This window comes from Bradyrhizobium sp. AZCC 1678, from assembly GCF_036924765.1.
Lineage (GTDB): Bacteria > Pseudomonadota > Alphaproteobacteria > Rhizobiales > Xanthobacteraceae > Bradyrhizobium > Bradyrhizobium algeriense.
Window position 1 is genome coordinate 1,701,128 of the sequence record NZ_JAZHSE010000001.1, and the last position, 16,765, is coordinate 1,717,892.

Sequence of the window (16,765 nt, forward strand, 5' to 3'; positions counted from 1 at the left end):
CTGCCTGACATTCCGGCAGGCGGCAGTACTTACATACCCTCATGGGTTCGCAAATCTTTGATTTCGGCCGATTAGCGGCCTATAAGGCCGCGCTTCACCCGCATCCCTCCCGGACGAATCCAAGAGACCCCTGCATGGCCGGCCATTCCCAGTTCAAGAACATCATGCACCGCAAGGGCAAGCAGGATGCCCAGAAGTCGAAACTGTTCGGCAAGCTGGCGCGGGAAATCACGGTGGCGGCCAAATTGGGGACCCCGGACCCGGCCATGAATCCGCGGCTGCGCGCGGCCGTGATCGCGGCACGCCAGGAGAATATGCCGAAGGACAATATCGAGCGCGCCATCAAGAAGGCGACCGGCGGCGACAGTGAGAGCTACGACGAAATCCGCTACGAGGGCTACGGCCCCGGCGGCGTCGCCGTGATCGTCGAGGCGCTGACCGACAACCGCAACCGCACCGCCTCAGATGTCCGCACCTTCTTCACCAAGTCCGGCGGCAATCTCGGCGAAACCGGCTCGGTTGCTTTCATGTTCGATCGCACCGGCGTCATCGAATATGACGCCAGCAAAGCTTCCGACGACGCGATGCTGGATGCCGCGATCGAGGCCGGCGCCGACGACGTGGTCTCCAGCGAAAGCGGCCACGAGATCTACGCCTCGCAGGAAACCTTTCGCGAGGTTGCCAAGGCCCTGGAAGCGAAGTTCGGCGAAGCCCGCAAGGCGGCGCTGACCTGGAAGCCGCAGAACACGGTCGCGGTCGACGACGAGACCGGCGAGAAGCTGTTGAAGCTGATGGACCTGTTGAACGAGCACGACGATGTCCAGAACGTCTACGCCAATTTCGAGATTTCCGACGCGCTGGTCGCGAAGATGGGCGGGTGATCTGTCGTCCCTGCGAACGCAGGGCCCCATACCGCGTGATCTATCAATCATGGCACGGCGGCAAAGAACTTTCGCCCAACAGAGGCCGCCAACTGAGGCGGCCTTACTTTTTTGGGAGGAGCCCCAAGACCATCCACTGAACAGGAAAGAGCGGAAAGAACAGGGCGCCCCAGAGGAACCAAGCGCGTGTAGAGCGCCCCTTCTCTGCCGCGTATTTGGCAGTGAAGCGTCCGCTCAAGAACGCTACGGTGAGAACGGGAATCGTGATGAAAACGACCCAGGAGAACATGACGGCTCCTATCGATGCTTCTCTTTGAGCATATAGGATTGGGCTCACGGACGCGACAGAGACAATTCGGACCAAAATCGAATTGGGACGCTCCGAAACTCTACTTGGGACACTTGGGGTTAAATACGGACAGTACGGTTTCGCGGGGATTTCCGTTCTCTTTATGTTTCGTTCACCCGGCTCTGGCGTTATCACTACGCCATGACACCCCCACCGATTCGCCAACCCGTCCGGATCATCGGCATCGACCCCGGCCTGCGCCGCACCGGCTGGGGCGTGATCGAGACCGAGGGCAACCGGCTTGTCTTCATCGGCTGCGGCTCGGTGGAGCCGCCGGACGATCTGCCGCTGGCCAGCCGCCTCTTGGCGATCCATGAGGGGCTCGCCACAGTCCTCGGCGATTTCAGGCCGGCGGAGGCCGCGGTGGAGCAGACCTTTGTCAACAAGGACGGCGTCGCCACGCTGAAACTCGGCCAGGCCCGCGGCGTCGCCATGCTGGCGCCCGCGATGTTCGGCATATCGGTCGCGGAATATGCGCCCAACCAGGTCAAGAAGACCGTGGTCGGCGCGGGACATGCCGACAAGAACCAGATCGCCGTGATGCTGAAGATTTTGCTGCCCAAGGCCGAGCCGAAATCCCCCGACGCCGCCGACGCGCTGGCAATCGCCATCACGCACGCCCATCACCGCCAGGGCGCCGCGCTGCGGCTGAAGGTAGCCAGCCTATGATCGGCAAGCTCAAAGGCCTGATCGATTCCTACGGCGAGGATTACGTGATCCTCGACGTCGGCGGCGTCGGCTATCAGGTGCACTGCTCCTCGCGCACGCTGCAGGCGCTGCCGTCGCCCGGCGATGCGGCGGTGCTTTCCATCGAAACCTATGTCCGCGAGGATCAGATCAAGCTGTTCGGTTTTCGCACCGATACTGAGCGCGAATGGTTTCGCCTGCTGCAGACCGTGCAAGGTGTCGGCGCCAAGGTCGCACTCGCGGTGCTGTCGACCTTGCCGCCGGCCGAACTCGCCAACGCGATCGCACTGCGCGACAAGGCTGCGGTGTCGCGCACGCCCGGGGTCGGTCCGAAAGTCGCCGAACGCATCGTCTCTGAATTGAAGGACAAGGCGCCGGCGTTTGCCAATGTCGATTCGACCGTGGTGCATCTTGCTGGCGCGATCGACAACGACCGCGCGCCGCGACCGGTGACCGATGCGATCTCGGCGCTGGTCAATCTCGGCTACGGCCCGCCGCAAGCGGCGGCCGCCATCGCCGCCGCCTCGCGCAGTGCGGGTGAGAACGCGGAGACGGCGCAGCTTATTCGGTTGGGGCTGAAGGAGCTCGCGAAGTGAGCGACGCGGCGGACAATGTGAGCGATGCGGTGGGGTTTACGCCGAAGACGGCGTTGGCGTTCCTGATCTTTCTCGCAGCCGGCCCGCCGCTCGGCTTCCTGTTGATATGGGCAACGGGAATGATGTTCGGGTATGGCCAGCCTGCCGCAAGCTACGGTCTCTCGGCTTATTTGTGGACGTTCGGCTTCTTTGCGATCGCTTCCTATATTGCCGGCGGTGCGCAGGCGCTGTTTCTGGCCTTCGTGGCTTCGATTGCCCAGGCCGTATCGCGAACCGGATTGGTGCCCTTCCGCCCGGTCTTTCTTGGATCGCTGTTCGTAACCGTGGCATACGCCGTCTTCGTGATGGTAAAAAGCGCGAGTCCGCCGGCCTGGGAAAGGTTGTCGATATTCATCGTCCTGCATGTTGGCAGCACGATATGGTGCTGGCTGATCTGTAACACGGTGCTGTGGCCGTTTCGCCGCCGCTCAGACCAGCAGGTTCTGGCATGAACGCAATGCTACGCCTGAGCGCCGCTCCGACGACGTTGGCGACACAGCACAGCGCGGGAGAGAATGCCGAGACCGCGCAACTGATCCGGCTAGGCTTGAAGGAATTGGCGAAGTGAGTGTGGATACCGTAGGGTGGGCAAAGCGACTTGTCCGCCGTAGCTCCACGAGCGAAGGCGGAAGCGTGCCCACCATTCAGTGGCGCAACCGGATAGACGGTGGGCACGGCGCAAAAGCGCGCCTTTGCCCACCCTACGATCTCAAAGGAGCCGGCGAAGTGAGCGGAGCCACATTCTTCCGTGATGAAGCGGGAATGCTGTCGCCGTTCTGGCGTTCCGTGCTCATTGTCGCGATTTTTCTACTGGTCTGGCCGCCCATCTTCGGCAACGTGGGTTGGTGGATGAAGTTTGACCACGGCCCACTGCTCCTTGTTGGGGTGGCAATCATAGCGATGTGGTCCTATTTCTTCGCCCCCGCAGCACTATTCGTAGGCATCATTCATGCCGTTGCAGCTATCAGGTTTCACCATAATTCGGTATGGGTGCCTATGCTGGCAGCGGGGTGTGCAGCAATCCTGATCATGTTCTCGATCTCAGCGATGGCGCCTGAACCAACGCACAACCTGCTCAATATACCGCTCGAAGGCTACTTCATTTTTGTTGTTCCCTCACTGATTGCGTCGCTCATCTGCTGGCGTCTGACGCGGCGGTTCGCGAGGCCCGCATGACCATCCTCTCCCGCATCGTCACTCCAGGGCGACGTTCCGACGATGTCTGCGACACTGCGCAGGGCCTGAAGAAACTGACGAAATAGACTATGTTCGCCACTGGCTGACGAAGGAACGTATTCTCCACCATGCTGAGCAACAAGGACGAAGAGCTGATCGCCGCCGCCACTGACGCGATCAGCCGGCGTTATCGCAACGACTGGCAGGAGGTCGGCGCCGCCTTGCGCACCCGCGACGGCCGCATCGTCACCGGCGTGAATATCGACGCCTATATAGGCCGGATCGCGGTCTGCGCCGAAGCGATCGCCATCGGCCGCGCCATCACCGAAACCGGCGACCACGGCATCGAAACCATCGTCGCCGTGCGTCACCCCAAGCCCGGGGAGCCCGGCAAGATCGCGGTGGTCTCGCCCTGCGGCATCTGTCGCGAGCTGATCCACGACTATGACGCCAACGCGCGGGTCATCGTCCCCGACAACGGCCGTGCGCCGAAGGTCGTGAGCATCGGCGAACTCCTGCCCAACAAGTACAAGCGGGGCAATGAGTGAATACGCCCTCCCGCATCGTCACCCCGGACCGACGCGACTATTCAGCCGGCGCCATAGTCGGCCGTTTCGCGCGTGCGATCGGCATCGTCCTGATTTTCTCCATTGCGGGACCGTTTTCGATCGCGGCGCTGATTTCGCTGATCGTGGTGGCGTTCGGCGCAGCGCTGCTGCAGATGTTTCTCGCACTTCTCGACCTCGACGCGCTGCGCACCATGGTCTCGGTTGCGCTAGGGCTGCTTGCATTCGTGACGGCGCTCGCGGCGTTCCTGCCGTCGGTCGCGGCCGGACTGATATTCGCGCTGGCTGCGGTCTATGGCGGCATCAACATGATCTGGATGGCGTGGCTGGCCGCCGCCGTTGCCATCGCCGGCTTCGTCGTGCTCGGCATGTTCGTCATGCCCTCGGAATCATCGGCCGTGATTTTGCCGGATGTCCGGTCGGCGCGCGCCGCCCTTACGCTCTCGGCGATGCTCGCCGTTCTTGCGATCGTGCCGACGTCCCTGTGCTGGTGGCTCGCGAAACCGCTGCATCGTGGTAGCATCGCCGCATGAACCCGCCCTCCCGCATCGTCACGCCCGAGCGCCGTTCCGACGATGTCGGCGACACCGCGCTGCGTCCGCAACTGCTGTCCGAATTCGTCGGGCAGGCGCAGGCGCGCAAGAATCTCTCGATCTTCATTGAGGCCGCGCGCAAGCGGGGCGAGGCGCTGGATCACGTGCTGTTTGTCGGCCCTCCCGGCCTCGGCAAGACCACGCTGGCGCAGATTGTTGCGCGCGAGCTCGGCGTCGGCTTTCGCGCCACCTCAGGCCCGGTGATAGCAAAAGCCGGCGATCTCGCCGCGCTGCTCACCAATCTCGAAGAGCGCGATGTGCTCTTCATCGACGAAATTCATCGTCTCAGCCCGGCGGTCGAGGAAGTGCTCTATCCGGCGATGGAGGACTTCCAGCTCGACCTGATCATCGGCGAGGGGCCCGCAGCGCGTTCGGTCAAGATCGATCTGGCAAAATTCACGCTCGTCGGCGCCACCACGCGCGCCGGCCTCTTGACCAATCCGCTGCGCGACCGCTTCGGCATTCCGGTGCGGTTGAATTTCTACACCGTGGAAGAGCTGGAGAAGATCGTCACCCGCGGCGCCCGCGTGCTCAACATCGGCATGACGCCTGATGGCGCCAACGAGATCGCGCGCCGCGCCCGCGGCACGCCCCGCATTGCCGGACGACTGCTGCGCCGCGTGCGCGACTTTGCATCCGCCGCGGATGCAAGCTCCGTCGACCGCGCCATCGCTGACCACGCGCTGAGCGCGCTGGAGGTCGATGCCGCGGGCTTGGATGCCATGGACCGGCGCTATCTCACGACGATTGCGCTGAACTACGGCGGCGGCCCGGTCGGCGTCGAGACCATGGCGGCGGCGCTGTCGGAGCCGCGCGACGCCATCGAGGACATCATAGAGCCGTTCCTGATCCAGTGCGGCTACCTGCAGCGCACCCCGCGTGGCAGGCTTTTGACCTCGCATGCCTTCCGCCACCTCGGCCTCGCCGAGCCTTCGCGCGATCCCGCGCAATTCGGGTTGTTCGGGCAGACTGAGGAGGAGTGATTGACCGATACGATTGAGATCGTCGCGGCGCTGATCCGGGATGGAGCCGGTCGGGTGCTTCTGGTCCGCAAACGCGGGACCGTGGCGTTCATGCAGCCGGGCGGCAAACGCGATTGCCGAGAGGACGACGTCACGGCGCTGGCGCGCGAAATCGACGAGGAGCTTGGCTGTCGCCTGGTTGCGGATTCGATCCGTCCTCTCGGCTCGTTCGATGCGATCTCGGCCAATGAGCCCGGTTTCCGGGTGCGCGCCGCGCTCTACGAGGTCGAGGTGACCGGCGAGATCGCGCCGAAAGCCGAGATCGAGGCAATGATGTGGATCGACCCGGCGGCGCCTGCTGACATCGCGCTGGCGCCGTTGACCCGCGACCATGTGTTGCCGCTGGCGTCGCGGAACAGCGTCGCGGACAACGCCTGAACCGGATGAGCACCATCCTCCACTAAGGGCAGATACCGCGCCAGCCGCGACGACGGCCGGCGTCCTGCCGTGGAGTGCAACAAAATGAGTGAGACCGAAGACGCGGATATGCTGGCCCTCATTGCGGCGGCGCCGGAACTGGCGACGCCCGATGACACCGAAATCTTCCTCGACGCCATGCCGATAGCAGAACTGGCTTCGGTATGGGGGACGTTGCAGCGCCTGAGCCGGCGCGACAAGACGGGCGCCGCCTGGTCGGCGTTCCTCTATTTCGATCATCTGCCGCACAAGCAGCCGGATCGCGCGTTCGATCTTGCGCTGGAAGTGTTGCGCTCTGAGTCCGACAAGGCGACCGTGATGCAGCTCAACGACAAGTTCATGCTGTCGCTGCTCTATGCGCATGGCGCGGCCGTGATCGACCGCATCGAATCCGAGGCAAAACAGAATGCCGGGCTGCGCTGGCTGCTCGGCGGGATTTACTTCGGGCCCGATGAGCCCTTCAAACGTCGAATCGAGGCGATTGCCGACAGCAAGGGCTGGCGCGCCGACGATCTCGCGCGCCGAAGGCCGAAGCGTCCGCTTGAGTGCGCGGTGATGTCGGTGCCGGAGCTGGCGCGCGCCTGGGTTGAGCAATATTCGAAATCCGATCGCGACCGCGATGACAATTTCTTCGCGATGATGGATTACGAGCGCGATCTGCGGGAGGAGTACCCCGATAAGGCAATCGACCTCATCGTCGAGATCCTTAAGATCGAGACCAACCCGGTGATGCTGTCGCTGCTCGCCGCCGGTCCGCTCGAGGACGTCATCAGCATGGAGACCATCGACCGCATCGAGCGCGAGGCGTCTGCCGACAAGCGTTTCCACGATCTGCTCGGCGGCGTATGGTATTACCGCGCGCCCGATGAGCTGAAGGCGCGGCTGGATGCGCTGGTGGGGCAGAACCGCTGGTGAGAAGCTGCTTGAGCTCTGCTGACCATCTGCACAAACGTACCGCAATTCAGGCTCAATCCGCCACCATGTTTGCACTGCATCACGATTGGATCACATGTTAACTCGCCGTCATTTTCTGAAAGCCATGGGTGGATTGGGCGCGCTGGGCGTCTCGACCACCGCTTACGGGTTCAGTGCGCCGGTCGTCCGGCTTCGCGTCGTGCGGTACAACATCTCACCGCCGCAATGGCCGGCAGGTCTCAAGCTCAGGATCGCTGTGATCGCCGACCTCCACGCCTGCGATCCCTGGATGTCGCTCGATCACATCGAGGAGATCGTCGAGCGTACCAATGCGCTCAAGCCTGACATCGTCGTCATGCTCGGCGACTATGTGGCCGGACATCGCAAAGTGACGCGCTTCATTCCCGATGCCGAATGGGCGGCCGTGCTGGCCGGCCTGAAGGCGCCGCTCGGCGTGCACGCCGTGCTCGGCAATCACGATTGGTGGGAAGACAAAGAAGTGCAGCGCCACGGGCAGGGATTGCCGTCCGCAGGCCGAGCGCTGGAGGCTGCCGGCATTCCGGTTTACGAGAACGACGCCAAGAAACTCAGCAAGAACGGCCATTCGTTCTGGCTGGCAGGTCTCGGCGACCAGCTCGCCTATATGCCGGCGCGCCGCTTCAGGCCGCTCAAGCGCATCGGTGTCGACGATCTCGGCGCGACACTGGCAAAGGTCACCGACGACGCACCGGTGGTGCTGATGGCGCATGAGCCTGACGTCGCCCGGCGCGTGCCTTCGCGCGTCGCGCTGCAGCTCTCCGGGCATACGCATGGCGGCCAGGTGCGGATGCTCGGCTGGTCGCCGATTTCGCCGTCCGGACAGCAGCTCGCCTACGGCCACATCCGCATGAACTGCGACGTCGTGGTCTCCGGCGGCCTCGGCTGCAGCATCATGCCGTTTCGTCTCGGGGTGCCGCCGGAAATTGTGCTGGTGACGCTGGGCGCGGCGAGGCCGGCGGTGGCGTAGGTTGTTGCTCTGCGCCGTGGTTGTGCATTCGGCGCCAAAGCTGTTAGTCTGCCTTCATGGATTTACCCGCCGAACAAGCTGAGAAGCTCGCTGCCCTCAAGCGCCTTATTGAAGAGGGATTGGCTGACGAGGAAGCGGGCCGCGTTGTGCCTTGGGACTTCAAAGAATTTCTCAAGCGCGCTCACGAGCGATCAAATCAATCAAAATGACTTTTCCCCTCGACGGCGAGATCCGCGACGGCCGCCATCACATGCAGGTCCGTGTCTACTACGAGGACACCGATTTCTCCGGCATCGTCTACCATGCCAACTACCTGCGCTTCATGGAGCGCGGGCGCACCAATCATCTCCGTCTCATGGGCGCGTCGCAGCATGCGCTGTTCGAACAGGCGCAGGAGGAGACGCCGGGCTTTGCCTTCGTGGTGCGCTCGATGCAGCTCGATTTCCTGCGCCCCGCGCGCATGGACGACGTGCTCGACGTCGTGACATGGCCGATCGCGGTGAAGGGCGCCTCGATCACGCTGGCGCAGGAGGTGCGGCGCGGCGACGAGGTGCTGATCAAGGCCGCGGTGCGCGTTGCCTTCATCAGCGAGGGCCGGGCGAAGCCGATCCCGAAATCGCTGCGGCAATTGATGAAGGCCGATCTCGCGCCGGATTGATCTTTCCGGATTGACTCTGTGTACCGATCGGTACAATGATCTCAGGATCGCCAATCCGGAGAAGCCTCATGTCGCGTCCGCCGCTGCCGCCCTTCACCCGCGAAACCGCCGCCCAGAAGGCGCGCATGGCGGAAGACGCCTGGAATTCGCGCGATCCGGTCAAGGTGTCGCTCGCCTATACCGAGGACAGCCGCTGGCGTAACCGCGCCGAATTCTTTGAAGGACGCGATGCGATCGTCGAATTCCTCACCCGCAAATGGGCTAGGGAATACGACTATCGCCTGATCAAGGATCTCTGGGCGTTCGATCAAAACCGCATTGCCGTGCGCTTCCAGTATGAGTGGCACGACGAGGCCGGGCAGTGGCATCGCTCCTACGGCAACGAGCAATGGGAGTTCGACGAACACGGCCTGATGCGGCGGCGCGAGGCCAGCATCAACGATATCGCCATCAAGGAAAGCGAGCGCCGCTTCCACTGGCCGGCCCCGGGACCGCGCCCGGCCGATGTCGCGGGCTTAGGCGAGAACCCGCTGTGACGCCATGCTGAAGAAGGGCGTCGAGCGCAGGCAAGTGTTGCGCGCGCTCGGCGAGGTGTTTCGCGCGCATGGCTATGAAGGCGCCTCGCTGACGCTGATCACAGAGGCCACCGGGCTCGGCAAGGGCAGCCTCTATCACCTGTTCTCCGGCGGCAAGGAGCAGATGGCCACCGAGGTGCTGGCCGACATCGACGGCTGGTTCGAGCTCAACATCTATGCGCCGTTGCGCGAAGCTGACGACCCCGCGCGCGCGATCGCCGCGATGATCGCGGGCGTCGACCAGTATTTTCATTCCGGCGATCGCGTCTGTCTGGTCGGCCTGGTCGCGCTCGGGGCGGCGCGCGATACGTTTGCCGAAGCGGTCGATAGCTATTTTGCCCGCTGGCAGGTCGCGCTGGCGCAGCTCTTGCGGCGATCCGGATTGAGCAGGAGCCAGGCGCAGCGCCGCGCGGAGGATGCGCTGCTCACCATTCAGGGTGCGCTCGTGCTGGCGCGGGCGCGCAATGACGCCGGCATATTTCGCCGTGCGCTGAGCGATCTGACGGCGCGGTTGCTCGCGCCGCCAGTCTGACGTTTCGTAACCCGGATGAAGCGCAGCGCAAATCCGGGAACTGTCGCGCAAAATGTGCCGCGCCGTCCCCGGATTGCGCTTCGCTACATCCGGGCTACGCTTGCTTACGCCGCCGCCTTATGCCGCGCGAGTTCGGCCTTATACAATTCGAACTCCTCGGCGGACGCTTTCGCGATGCTGGGGCGGGCGCGCAGCCGTTCGTAATAGGCCTTCACGTTGGGCCATTTCGCCAGCTCGATCGGTGGCGTTGCCATCGTCCAGTTGATGATGGTGACGAGATAGGCATCGGCCACGCTGAAATGATCGAGCAGGAATTCGCGGCCCTTCAGGTAGTTATCGAGATAGTCGAGCCGCGAGAGGTTCTTGGTCAGCGCGTAGGTCTTGGCGTCCTGCGGCGCCGTCTTGTCGAGCAGCGGCACGAACAGCGCCTTGTGCAGTTCGGTGCCGATGAAGCAGAGCCATTGATGCAGGCGGCTGCGCTCCTCTGCAGATGCCGCCGAGATGCCGGCGCTGGGAAAACGATCGGCGACATATTGCAGGATCGCGGCGTTCTCGGTCAGCACCGTCCCATCGTCGGTGCGCAGCGTCGGCACCAGCCCGAGCGGGTTGACCGCGCGGAAGTCCGAGCCGTCCTTCTGCACCACCTTGGTCTTGGGATCGACCTCGAGATAGTTGGCCTCTGCGCCGGCTTCATACAGCGCAATCCGTGTCGCCAGTGAGCAGGCGAGCGGCGAAAAATACAGATCCATGGTTTGCCTCCTTGGCGGTTGATCAATCGGGCCGGCGCTCAGGGCGGGCGGGGATTGATTTTTATACTGTTCCGCATAATATAAGCATGGTCAAGGAATTTATTGCGAAATGGTACAAAAAAGTAAAAAGCCGCCCGTGACGAAGATCGATGATCCCGTGGCGCCCAGGCGCCGCGGCCGGCCGCGCGCCTACCAGCCGGACATCGCGCTCGGCAAGGCGCTCGATCTGTTCCGCAAGGATGGCTTCGCGGCGACCTCGCTGGACGATCTCTCTGCCGCCACCGGCATGAACCGGCCGAGCCTTTACGGCGCGTTCGGCGACAAGCGCGAACTATTCATCAAGAGCTACCGCCGCTATCGCGAGGACGCGCGCGCGGCCATGGGCGACGTCTTCCGCGACGAGCTGCCGGTCCGCCGGCGGCTGGAGCGGATCTATGCGGTGGCGCTCGACATTTATCTTTCCGGGGAATCCGGTCCGCGCGGCTGCTTCACGGTGATGACCGCGGCCTCCGAGGCGGTGCACGATCCTGATATTCGCGCCATGGTGCTGGAAGGCTTTACCGAACTCGACAAGGCCTTTGCGGCCTGTTTCCGGCTCGCCAAGGAGAAGGGCGAGCTATCCAACAGCGCCGATCCGGTCGTGCTGGCGCAACTCGCCTCCGCCACCATTCACACCATCGCGATCCGCGCCCGCGCCAGGACGCAGCGCAAGGAGCTGGAGGCGATCGTGAACGGCGCGCTCGATGTGATGCTCGGGGCCTAGTTCCGCTTGCTCCCCTTTCGTGTCCCGGCCTTGAGCCGAGGCCCAAGCCCCCCGCGATTTCACTTTAGCGAAGTGGCAGTCCCCTTCCAAAGCGATCATGTCCGGTTGGCTATAGGTCTCGGCTCAAGGCCGGGACACGATCTTTTCGGGACGATCTTTCTTTTCTGATCGCTGTCGGTTTCCGGTTTCCTCGCTCGTCTTCATGACGTTGTCCTAAATCAGGAGCTTAGACATGGCCGACCCCGTCCAGATCGTCACCCCTCATCTCGTCGTCCGCGACGCGTCCTCCAGCGTTGTGTCCGGGCTGGGAAGCGCCAACCTTACGAATTCTTTTCGCTGACGGCCCGGGATATCGTGACGCTTTCGGCGGTATCGGCGCAACTATCCTGGGTTTTTATGACGTCACTCAGAGTGTCGATAAAATCGCGGGTCAACCGAGACTGCAGCAGGTGGCGCGGTCGGACGAGCCTGCCCATTACCTTGACGGAAGGATGGAACGGCCGCATGACCAGATCTGCTGCCGGCATCCCCATCGTTCCGAGCCCGTCCAATAACGCCAGACCTGCACCGGCTCGCACCAGCGCGCATGCGACTGTGGACTGTGATACCTCGATTGCAGTCTTCAACGGGACGTCTGCATCTGCAAAAACGCGTACGGCGAGGATTCCCAAAGGGAGCTGCCTGCTCAGACATATCAACCTTTCATGCTCGAGATCAGCGGGCACGACATGAAGCGTTGACGCCAACGGATGCGTGCGCGGCATGACGCATCCGAAGTCGGTGGCCCAGAGATCGCTCACAGACACGCCCGGCGCCGCGATGGAATCGATGACGAACCCCAGATCTGCCTGGTGATTGGCGACGTGCGTGGCGACTTGCAGCGCGCTCATCGACTGAAGCGTGACAACGACATCAGGCCGCGATTTGCAGAATGTTGCGACGGCCTTCGGAAGCAACGCATTTGCGAAGGCCGAAATCGCCGCGATATTGAGCCCGCCCGCGCGCCCCGCTCCGAGGTCGGCAGCGCGCTTCTGGACGACATCGAGGGCAGCGAACGCCCTGACTGTTTCCGAAAACAACGACTGGGCCTCCGGCGTTGCCAGCAATCGCTTCCTCCGGCGCAAAAATAGCGAGAATCCGAGCCGTCGTTCCGCCTGCTGGAGGGTCCGGCTGACGGCCGGTTGGGAAATATGAAGTGCCTCGGCGGCCGCGGTAACGGTGCCCAGCTCCATAACGCGGCGAAAGACCTCCAACTCCCGAACGCTCAACATCATAACCCCAAGACATGATTGGTGCAGCTTTTGGTATTTTGAACACATGCATCTTGCGGCGACAATCGCTTCGGACGGCCAACCAGGCCGTATTTGCCGGCCTCGTCGAAGGGCAAGCCGGATCGTCGAAGGTTCCATTCCATGAGCGCACCAACGATCGCGGCAATCACGGCATTCGCGCTGCGAATTCCATTTGACCATTGGGGGCCCTCACCGGCCTTCGCAGGCCAGCCACGCACCACGCTCGATACCGTTCTGGTACGGGTCACGACCGATCGTGGCACGGTGGGCTGGGGCGAAGCCTATGGCGGCTTTTGGTCGGCGGTCGTTCCGGCGATCGACCAATGGGTCGCTCCACTGGCGATTGGCCAGAAAGTCGACGATGTGGAGTTGCCGGCGCGGATTGAGCGAACTCTGCATAATCTGGGTCGCGCGGGCGCCACCATTCACGCCATCAGCGGTCTCGACATCGCTCTATGGGACATCCGAGGCAAACTTGCCGGAGTGCCGGTTGCGACTTTGCTTGGCGGTCGCAGGCGCGATCGCATTGGGGTTTATGCGTCCCTGCTGCAGTACAATGGCGACCTGGATCGGGTTCGGCGCATCGTCGACCGCGCGCTCGGTGACGGTTTTCAACAGATCAAATTGCACGAGCGCACGGCCGAAGCGGTCGCAGCGGCCCGCGACGTCGCGGGGCCGAACGTGCCGTTGATGGTCGATACCAATTGTGCGTGGTTGCCCGCGGATGCAGCCGATGCTGTTACCGAAATGGCGCCTTCCGATCTTCTGTGGATCGAAGAACCGATCTGGCCGCCGGAAGATTTCGCATCGCTAGCCGCGCTGAGGCATACGACTGGCGTTGCGACCGCCATCGGAGAGAACGCCGGCAATGCTCTCGATTTCAAAAAAATGCTCGCAGATGATTGCGTCGACTATGTTCAACCCAGCGTGATCAAGATCGGCGGCCTTACACCGCTCTGGCGGATCTGCACCGAGTCGGAAGCGGCCGGAGCAACTTGCGTCCCCCACTCGCCATTCTTCGGCCCGGGCTATCTCGCGACGATCCAGGTGCTGGCAGCCAAGGAGCAAGCGAGCGCCCTGGAACGATTTTATTGCGATCTTGCCTTCGATCCCTGCGGCAGCTTCGCGCCGATTGCGGACGGTTTTATCGATATTCCCGATGGGCCGGGTCTCGGCGGCGATCCGGATATGGACCTCATCGATCAATATCGCGCCTGACGACTGACCAGAAACCGGGACACGAAATCATGATCCGTATAGATCGACGCTCTCTTTTGACCGGCTTGACATCCGTCGCGGCGACATCGCTCGCTGGACGACTCGCACAGGCGCAACAATATCCGCAGCGTCCCATCCGTGTCGTCGTCCCTTACGCCGCCGGCGGCGCATCGGACATCGTCGCACGCCTCGTCGCCGGTGCGATGGGCGAGAAGCTCGGCCAATCGCTCTTTATCGACAACCGGGGAGGCGGTGCGAGCATCATCGGTACCCAGGCGATTGCGACTGCCGCGCCCGACGGCTACACGATCGGCGTCGTCGACAGCGCATTCACGATCAATCCCAGCCTATTCGGGAACAAACTGCCGTACGATACGAAAAAGAATTTCACGCCGGTATCTCTGCTGGCCCGCACCTCTTTGCTGCTGGTGGTTTCGGAATCTCTTCCAGTCAGCAACGTAAAGGAGCTGATCGCACTCGCCAAGTCGAAGCCCGGCACGCTGAGCATGGCGACCGCCGGCCTCGGCACGGCTGTTCATCTCGGCTGTGAACAATTCCGGCAGGAAACCGGCATCGACGTTGTCCCGGTGCCTTATCGCGGCGGAGGCCCATCCATTATTGATCTGCTCGGCGGGAAGGTTGATTTCACTTTCAGTACGATCCCCGCCGTTCTCGAGCATGTTCGAGACGGCAAGTTGCGGGCGTTGGGAAGCACGACGGGACGGATCCCGCAACTGCCCGACGTGCCCAGCATGGCAGAGGCCGGTCTGCCGAAGATAGACGCAGCGCCCGACTTTGGAATCGTTGCACCTGCCAGTTTGCCGGAAGCCATCGTCACTCGACTCGGCACGGTGGCACAGGCCGCACTAAAATCCGGCGACCTGCGCCGGCGTCTCGACGAGATCGGCTACGAACCGATCGGTTCCACACCGCAGCAATACATGGCCCATATCGATACTTCGATTGAGAAATGGCGCCACGTCGTCACTGCTGGCAACATCAAACCTGAATGAGGCTGGGCTCCAGGCGCCATGCAGCACCGGCAGAGACGACCAAATCATCAATACCCCCGGTTGCGATCCACCACATTCTCCAGCGCGTCGCCCGCCTCGAAGCGCGCGATCTGCTGCGCGACGTATTTGGATATCTCGTCGGCATCGGTATCGGCGGCGTTGTGCGGGGTCAGCACCACTTTTGGGTGGGTCCAGAACGGGCTGTCCACGGGCAGCGGCTCGGTGGCGTAGACGTCGAGCGAGGCGCCACCGAGCGTTCCGTCATCGAGGCATTGCAGGATGTCGGCCTCGTTCTGCAAGCCCCCGCGGCCGGCATTGATCAGCACCGGCGCGCCGAGCGGGCTCGTGCGGTTCAGCTTTTCAAACAGCGCGCGGTTGAGAATGTGCCGCGTCTCCGGCGTCAGCGGCAGCAGGCAGACCAGGATGTCGGTCTGTCGCAGGAACGCGTCGAACTGCGCTTCGCCGTGAAAGCAATCGATGCCGTTGATCGCCCTGGGACTGCGGCTCCAGCCGGAAACGCGAAAACCGAGACGCTTGAGCGCATTGGCCGCATCAGCCCCGAGCATGCCCAGCCCCATGACGCCGACCGAGATCGCGCTCGCCGCCCATTGCAATTTCGGCGCCCAGCGCTTGGCGCGCTGCGACTCCCGCAAGTAAAGCTCCTGCCGGTGGTGCATCAGTACGTGCAGCACGACATATTCCGTCATCCGCGCGGTGAGATCGGTGACGGCCACGCGCACCAGCGTTACGTCGGGCAATGAGCGGTCCGCCATCAGAGCATCGACACCGGCGCCCAGGTTGAAGATGACACGCAGATTGGGGAAGGCGGCAAGCTCGCCCGGACGCGGCTTCCACACCGCGGCGTAATGCACCTCGGCCGGATCGAACGAGGTATCCGGCACCAGCAGCACGCGGCGGTCCGGGCAGACGTCGTCGAACCGGCTTTTCCAGCGTCGCGGCGACCAGTTTTCAGTCCCGCCATGCACCAGGATAGCGAGCGCACCTTTGTTCACTGTCATTCTCTCAGTCGTCCCTTTCGCATCGTCACCGGCGTGACTTCCATCACTTAATCGATCGAACCGCTTCTCTAGCCTCCTTTCATCCAACAAGGGAGACTTCAAGTGCGCAAACTGGTCCTCATCGCTGCTTTCGCTCTCGCTTCCGTCTCGGCGCAGGCCGCTGAACGCATCGATCGGGTGCCAGCCGGCGACGATGCGCCGGCGGTATCTGCGACGCCCGTTGCCGCGCCGCCCGCCGCGCCATCTGCCACCGTTGACGTCGCGAAGCCGCAAGCCTCCAGGAAGCTGGCCTCCGGGAAGCAAGCCTTCAGGAAGCAGACCTCCCGCTCCGGGACGACCCGGCGCCAGACCGACGAGCAAAAGGCGCGCCAAATCGCCGCGCAGTATGGCATCTCCTGGTGATTCAGGCGGTCATCATCGCGGTGGTGGTGCTTTCGCTGGTGCTTTGCTGGCGAAACTGTCACCGCGACGCTGGCATGACGAGGTTCGAGGCCCTCAGGACCAGGATGAAGATCATCCTTCTGGTCCTCGCCGTATGCGGCCTTTGTTCCAAGGCGGTCGTCCACACCTACCGGCACTTCAATCCGCCACCGCCGCCGATCATCGGTCCCTGACCGGCGACGGAACATTTCCAAAATTTCTTCGACGCACCTGTCGGCTAAAGGCATAATCGTTCGTCATCAAGACAACGGAGATGCT

Annotated in this window: 23 protein-coding genes and 1 pseudogene; 21 read left to right on the forward strand and 3 right to left on the reverse strand. The window is 62.9% G+C overall.

Features of this window, described 5'->3' with window-relative positions; genetic code table 11:
• The first annotated feature begins 134 nt into the window (after window positions 1–134).
• The 16 genes and pseudogenes from V1294_RS08050 to V1294_RS08120 all read left to right on the forward strand — a co-directional run bounded on the left by V1294_RS08050 (window position 135) and on the right by V1294_RS08120 (window position 10,012).
• The gene (locus V1294_RS08050; protein WP_334496237.1) at window positions 135–881 is read left to right on the forward strand and encodes a YebC/PmpR family DNA-binding transcriptional regulator; all 747 of its coding nucleotides are present in this window, start codon (window positions 135–137) and stop codon (window positions 879–881) included.
• A 490-nt stretch (window positions 882–1,371) separates the two neighbouring features.
• On the forward strand, window positions 1,372–1,899 hold the full coding sequence (gene ruvC / locus V1294_RS08055) for a crossover junction endodeoxyribonuclease RuvC (RefSeq protein ID WP_108514208.1): 528 nt from the start codon (window positions 1,372–1,374) through the stop codon (window positions 1,897–1,899).
• Window positions 1,896–2,513, forward strand: a complete 618-nt coding sequence (gene ruvA / locus V1294_RS08060; RefSeq protein WP_334496238.1) for a Holliday junction branch migration protein RuvA — start codon at window positions 1,896–1,898, stop codon at window positions 2,511–2,513. Before ruvC ends, ruvA begins: the two co-directional genes overlap by 4 nt.
• 53 nt (window positions 2,514–2,566) lie before the next feature.
• Window positions 2,567–3,004: a hypothetical protein gene (locus tag V1294_RS08065; RefSeq protein ID WP_334496239.1), complete on the forward strand. Its 438-nt coding sequence runs from the start codon at window positions 2,567–2,569 to the stop codon at window positions 3,002–3,004.
• Between the two features lie 47 nt (window positions 3,005–3,051).
• A pseudogene (locus V1294_RS37915) lies at window positions 3,052–3,120 on the forward strand (Holliday junction branch migration protein RuvA); the annotation flags it as partial.
• 65 nt (window positions 3,121–3,185) lie between these two features.
• Entirely contained in the window at window positions 3,186–3,728 is a 543-nt protein-coding gene (locus V1294_RS08070) for a hypothetical protein (protein ID WP_334496240.1), read from the forward strand.
• A gap of 128 nt (window positions 3,729–3,856) precedes the next feature.
• A complete protein-coding gene (locus V1294_RS08075; RefSeq protein WP_334496241.1) occupies window positions 3,857–4,276 on the forward strand; it encodes a cytidine deaminase in 420 nt (139 codons plus the stop codon).
• Window positions 4,273–4,827, forward strand: coding sequence for a hypothetical protein (locus V1294_RS08080; protein ID WP_334496243.1), 555 nt, complete (start codon window positions 4,273–4,275; stop codon window positions 4,825–4,827). The genes V1294_RS08075 and V1294_RS08080 overlap by 4 nt, the downstream gene beginning before the upstream one ends.
• Window positions 4,824–5,870, forward strand: a complete 1,047-nt coding sequence (ruvB, locus tag V1294_RS08085; RefSeq protein WP_334496245.1) for a Holliday junction branch migration DNA helicase RuvB — start codon at window positions 4,824–4,826, stop codon at window positions 5,868–5,870. The genes V1294_RS08080 and ruvB overlap by 4 nt, the downstream gene beginning before the upstream one ends.
• On the forward strand, window positions 5,871–6,287 hold the full coding sequence (locus tag V1294_RS08090; protein ID WP_334496247.1) for an NUDIX hydrolase: 417 nt from the start codon (window positions 5,871–5,873) through the stop codon (window positions 6,285–6,287).
• Between the two features lie 84 nt (window positions 6,288–6,371).
• A complete protein-coding gene (locus V1294_RS08095) occupies window positions 6,372–7,241 on the forward strand; it encodes a DUF6869 domain-containing protein (protein ID WP_334496249.1) in 870 nt (289 codons plus the stop codon).
• A 94-nt stretch (window positions 7,242–7,335) separates the two neighbouring features.
• A complete protein-coding gene (locus V1294_RS08100) occupies window positions 7,336–8,247 on the forward strand; it encodes a metallophosphoesterase (RefSeq protein WP_334496251.1) in 912 nt (303 codons plus the stop codon).
• Window positions 8,248–8,303: 56 nt separating this feature from the next.
• Entirely contained in the window at window positions 8,304–8,456 is a 153-nt protein-coding gene (locus V1294_RS08105; RefSeq protein WP_334496253.1) for a hypothetical protein, read from the forward strand.
• On the forward strand, window positions 8,453–8,905 hold the full coding sequence (ybgC, locus tag V1294_RS08110; RefSeq protein WP_334496255.1) for a tol-pal system-associated acyl-CoA thioesterase: 453 nt from the start codon (window positions 8,453–8,455) through the stop codon (window positions 8,903–8,905). The genes V1294_RS08105 and ybgC overlap by 4 nt, the downstream gene beginning before the upstream one ends.
• A gap of 68 nt (window positions 8,906–8,973) precedes the next feature.
• Window positions 8,974–9,441 (forward strand): nuclear transport factor 2 family protein, encoded by a 468-nt coding sequence (locus V1294_RS08115; protein WP_334496257.1) that lies wholly within the window; start codon window positions 8,974–8,976, stop codon window positions 9,439–9,441.
• A gap of 4 nt (window positions 9,442–9,445) precedes the next feature.
• Window positions 9,446–10,012, forward strand: coding sequence for a TetR/AcrR family transcriptional regulator (locus V1294_RS08120; protein ID WP_334477054.1), 567 nt, complete (start codon window positions 9,446–9,448; stop codon window positions 10,010–10,012).
• A 104-nt stretch (window positions 10,013–10,116) separates the two neighbouring features.
• On the opposite strand, the gene V1294_RS08125 is transcribed toward V1294_RS08120, so the two are convergent.
• Window positions 10,117–10,761, reverse strand: a complete 645-nt coding sequence (locus V1294_RS08125) for a glutathione binding-like protein (RefSeq protein WP_334496259.1) — start codon at window positions 10,759–10,761, stop codon at window positions 10,117–10,119.
• Window positions 10,762–10,870: 109 nt separating this feature from the next.
• Between V1294_RS08125 and V1294_RS08130 the strand changes: the two genes are divergently transcribed.
• On the forward strand, window positions 10,871–11,524 hold the full coding sequence (locus V1294_RS08130; RefSeq protein WP_334496261.1) for a TetR/AcrR family transcriptional regulator: 654 nt from the start codon (window positions 10,871–10,873) through the stop codon (window positions 11,522–11,524).
• A gap of 320 nt (window positions 11,525–11,844) precedes the next feature.
• Here V1294_RS08130 and V1294_RS08135 read toward each other — a convergent pair whose 3' ends face one another.
• Window positions 11,845–12,996 (reverse strand): LysR family transcriptional regulator, encoded by a 1,152-nt coding sequence (locus tag V1294_RS08135; RefSeq protein ID WP_334496263.1) that lies wholly within the window; start codon window positions 12,994–12,996, stop codon window positions 11,845–11,847.
• Here V1294_RS08135 and V1294_RS08140 point away from each other — a divergent pair.
• Together V1294_RS08140 and V1294_RS08145 are read left to right on the forward strand one after the other, a co-directional pair.
• Window positions 12,937–14,034 carry a mandelate racemase/muconate lactonizing enzyme family protein gene (locus V1294_RS08140; protein ID WP_334477059.1) on the forward strand — a complete coding sequence of 366 codons (1,098 nt, stop codon included), beginning with the start codon at window positions 12,937–12,939 and terminating at the stop codon, window positions 14,032–14,034. The two genes, V1294_RS08135 and V1294_RS08140, sit on opposite strands and share 60 nt — an antisense overlap.
• A 29-nt stretch (window positions 14,035–14,063) precedes the next feature.
• The gene (locus tag V1294_RS08145) at window positions 14,064–15,047 is read left to right on the forward strand and encodes a Bug family tripartite tricarboxylate transporter substrate binding protein (protein ID WP_334496265.1); all 984 of its coding nucleotides are present in this window, start codon (window positions 14,064–14,066) and stop codon (window positions 15,045–15,047) included.
• A gap of 47 nt (window positions 15,048–15,094) precedes the next feature.
• Here V1294_RS08145 and V1294_RS08150 read toward each other — a convergent pair whose 3' ends face one another.
• Entirely contained in the window at window positions 15,095–16,060 is a 966-nt protein-coding gene (locus V1294_RS08150; RefSeq protein ID WP_334504552.1) for a 2-hydroxyacid dehydrogenase, read from the reverse strand.
• A gap of 108 nt (window positions 16,061–16,168) precedes the next feature.
• Here V1294_RS08150 and V1294_RS08155 point away from each other — a divergent pair, with 108 nt between their 5' ends.
• Both V1294_RS08155 and V1294_RS08160 read left to right on the forward strand, forming a co-directional pair.
• Window positions 16,169–16,468: a hypothetical protein gene (locus V1294_RS08155; RefSeq protein ID WP_334496267.1), complete on the forward strand. Its 300-nt coding sequence runs from the start codon at window positions 16,169–16,171 to the stop codon at window positions 16,466–16,468.
• Entirely contained in the window at window positions 16,465–16,680 is a 216-nt protein-coding gene (locus V1294_RS08160) for a hypothetical protein (protein WP_334496269.1), read from the forward strand. Before V1294_RS08155 ends, V1294_RS08160 begins: the two co-directional genes overlap by 4 nt.
• Window positions 16,681–16,765 lie beyond the last annotated feature (85 nt).

Bases quoted from the DNA above. Each gene is read 5' to 3' on its own strand.
- V1294_RS08140 (WP_334477059.1), top strand. From the start codon at position 12,937: ATGAGCGCACCAACGATCGCGGCAATCACGGCATTCGCGCTGCGAATT.
- V1294_RS08145 (WP_334496265.1), top strand. From the start codon at position 14,064: ATGATCCGTATAGATCGACGCTCTCTTTTGACCGGCTTGACATCCGTC.
- V1294_RS08050 (WP_334496237.1), top strand. From the start codon at position 135: ATGGCCGGCCATTCCCAGTTCAAGAACATCATGCACCGCAAGGGCAAG.
- V1294_RS08135 (WP_334496263.1), bottom strand. From the start codon at position 12,996: ATGGTCAAATGGAATTCGCAGCGCGAATGCCGTGATTGCCGCGATCGT.
- V1294_RS08105 (WP_334496253.1), top strand. From the start codon at position 8,304: ATGGATTTACCCGCCGAACAAGCTGAGAAGCTCGCTGCCCTCAAGCGC.
- V1294_RS08125 (WP_334496259.1), bottom strand. From the start codon at position 10,761: ATGGATCTGTATTTTTCGCCGCTCGCCTGCTCACTGGCGACACGGATT.
- V1294_RS08130 (WP_334496261.1), top strand. From the start codon at position 10,871: ATGGTACAAAAAAGTAAAAAGCCGCCCGTGACGAAGATCGATGATCCC.
- V1294_RS08115 (WP_334496257.1), top strand. From the start codon at position 8,974: ATGTCGCGTCCGCCGCTGCCGCCCTTCACCCGCGAAACCGCCGCCCAG.
- V1294_RS08120 (WP_334477054.1), top strand. From the start codon at position 9,446: ATGCTGAAGAAGGGCGTCGAGCGCAGGCAAGTGTTGCGCGCGCTCGGC.
- V1294_RS08100 (WP_334496251.1), top strand. From the start codon at position 7,336: ATGTTAACTCGCCGTCATTTTCTGAAAGCCATGGGTGGATTGGGCGCG.
- V1294_RS08075 (WP_334496241.1), top strand. From the start codon at position 3,857: ATGCTGAGCAACAAGGACGAAGAGCTGATCGCCGCCGCCACTGACGCG.
- ruvC (WP_108514208.1), top strand. From the start codon at position 1,372: ATGACACCCCCACCGATTCGCCAACCCGTCCGGATCATCGGCATCGAC.
- ybgC (WP_334496255.1), top strand. From the start codon at position 8,453: ATGACTTTTCCCCTCGACGGCGAGATCCGCGACGGCCGCCATCACATG.
- V1294_RS08095 (WP_334496249.1), top strand. From the start codon at position 6,372: ATGAGTGAGACCGAAGACGCGGATATGCTGGCCCTCATTGCGGCGGCG.
- ruvA (WP_334496238.1), top strand. From the start codon at position 1,896: ATGATCGGCAAGCTCAAAGGCCTGATCGATTCCTACGGCGAGGATTAC.
- ruvB (WP_334496245.1), top strand. From the start codon at position 4,824: ATGAACCCGCCCTCCCGCATCGTCACGCCCGAGCGCCGTTCCGACGAT.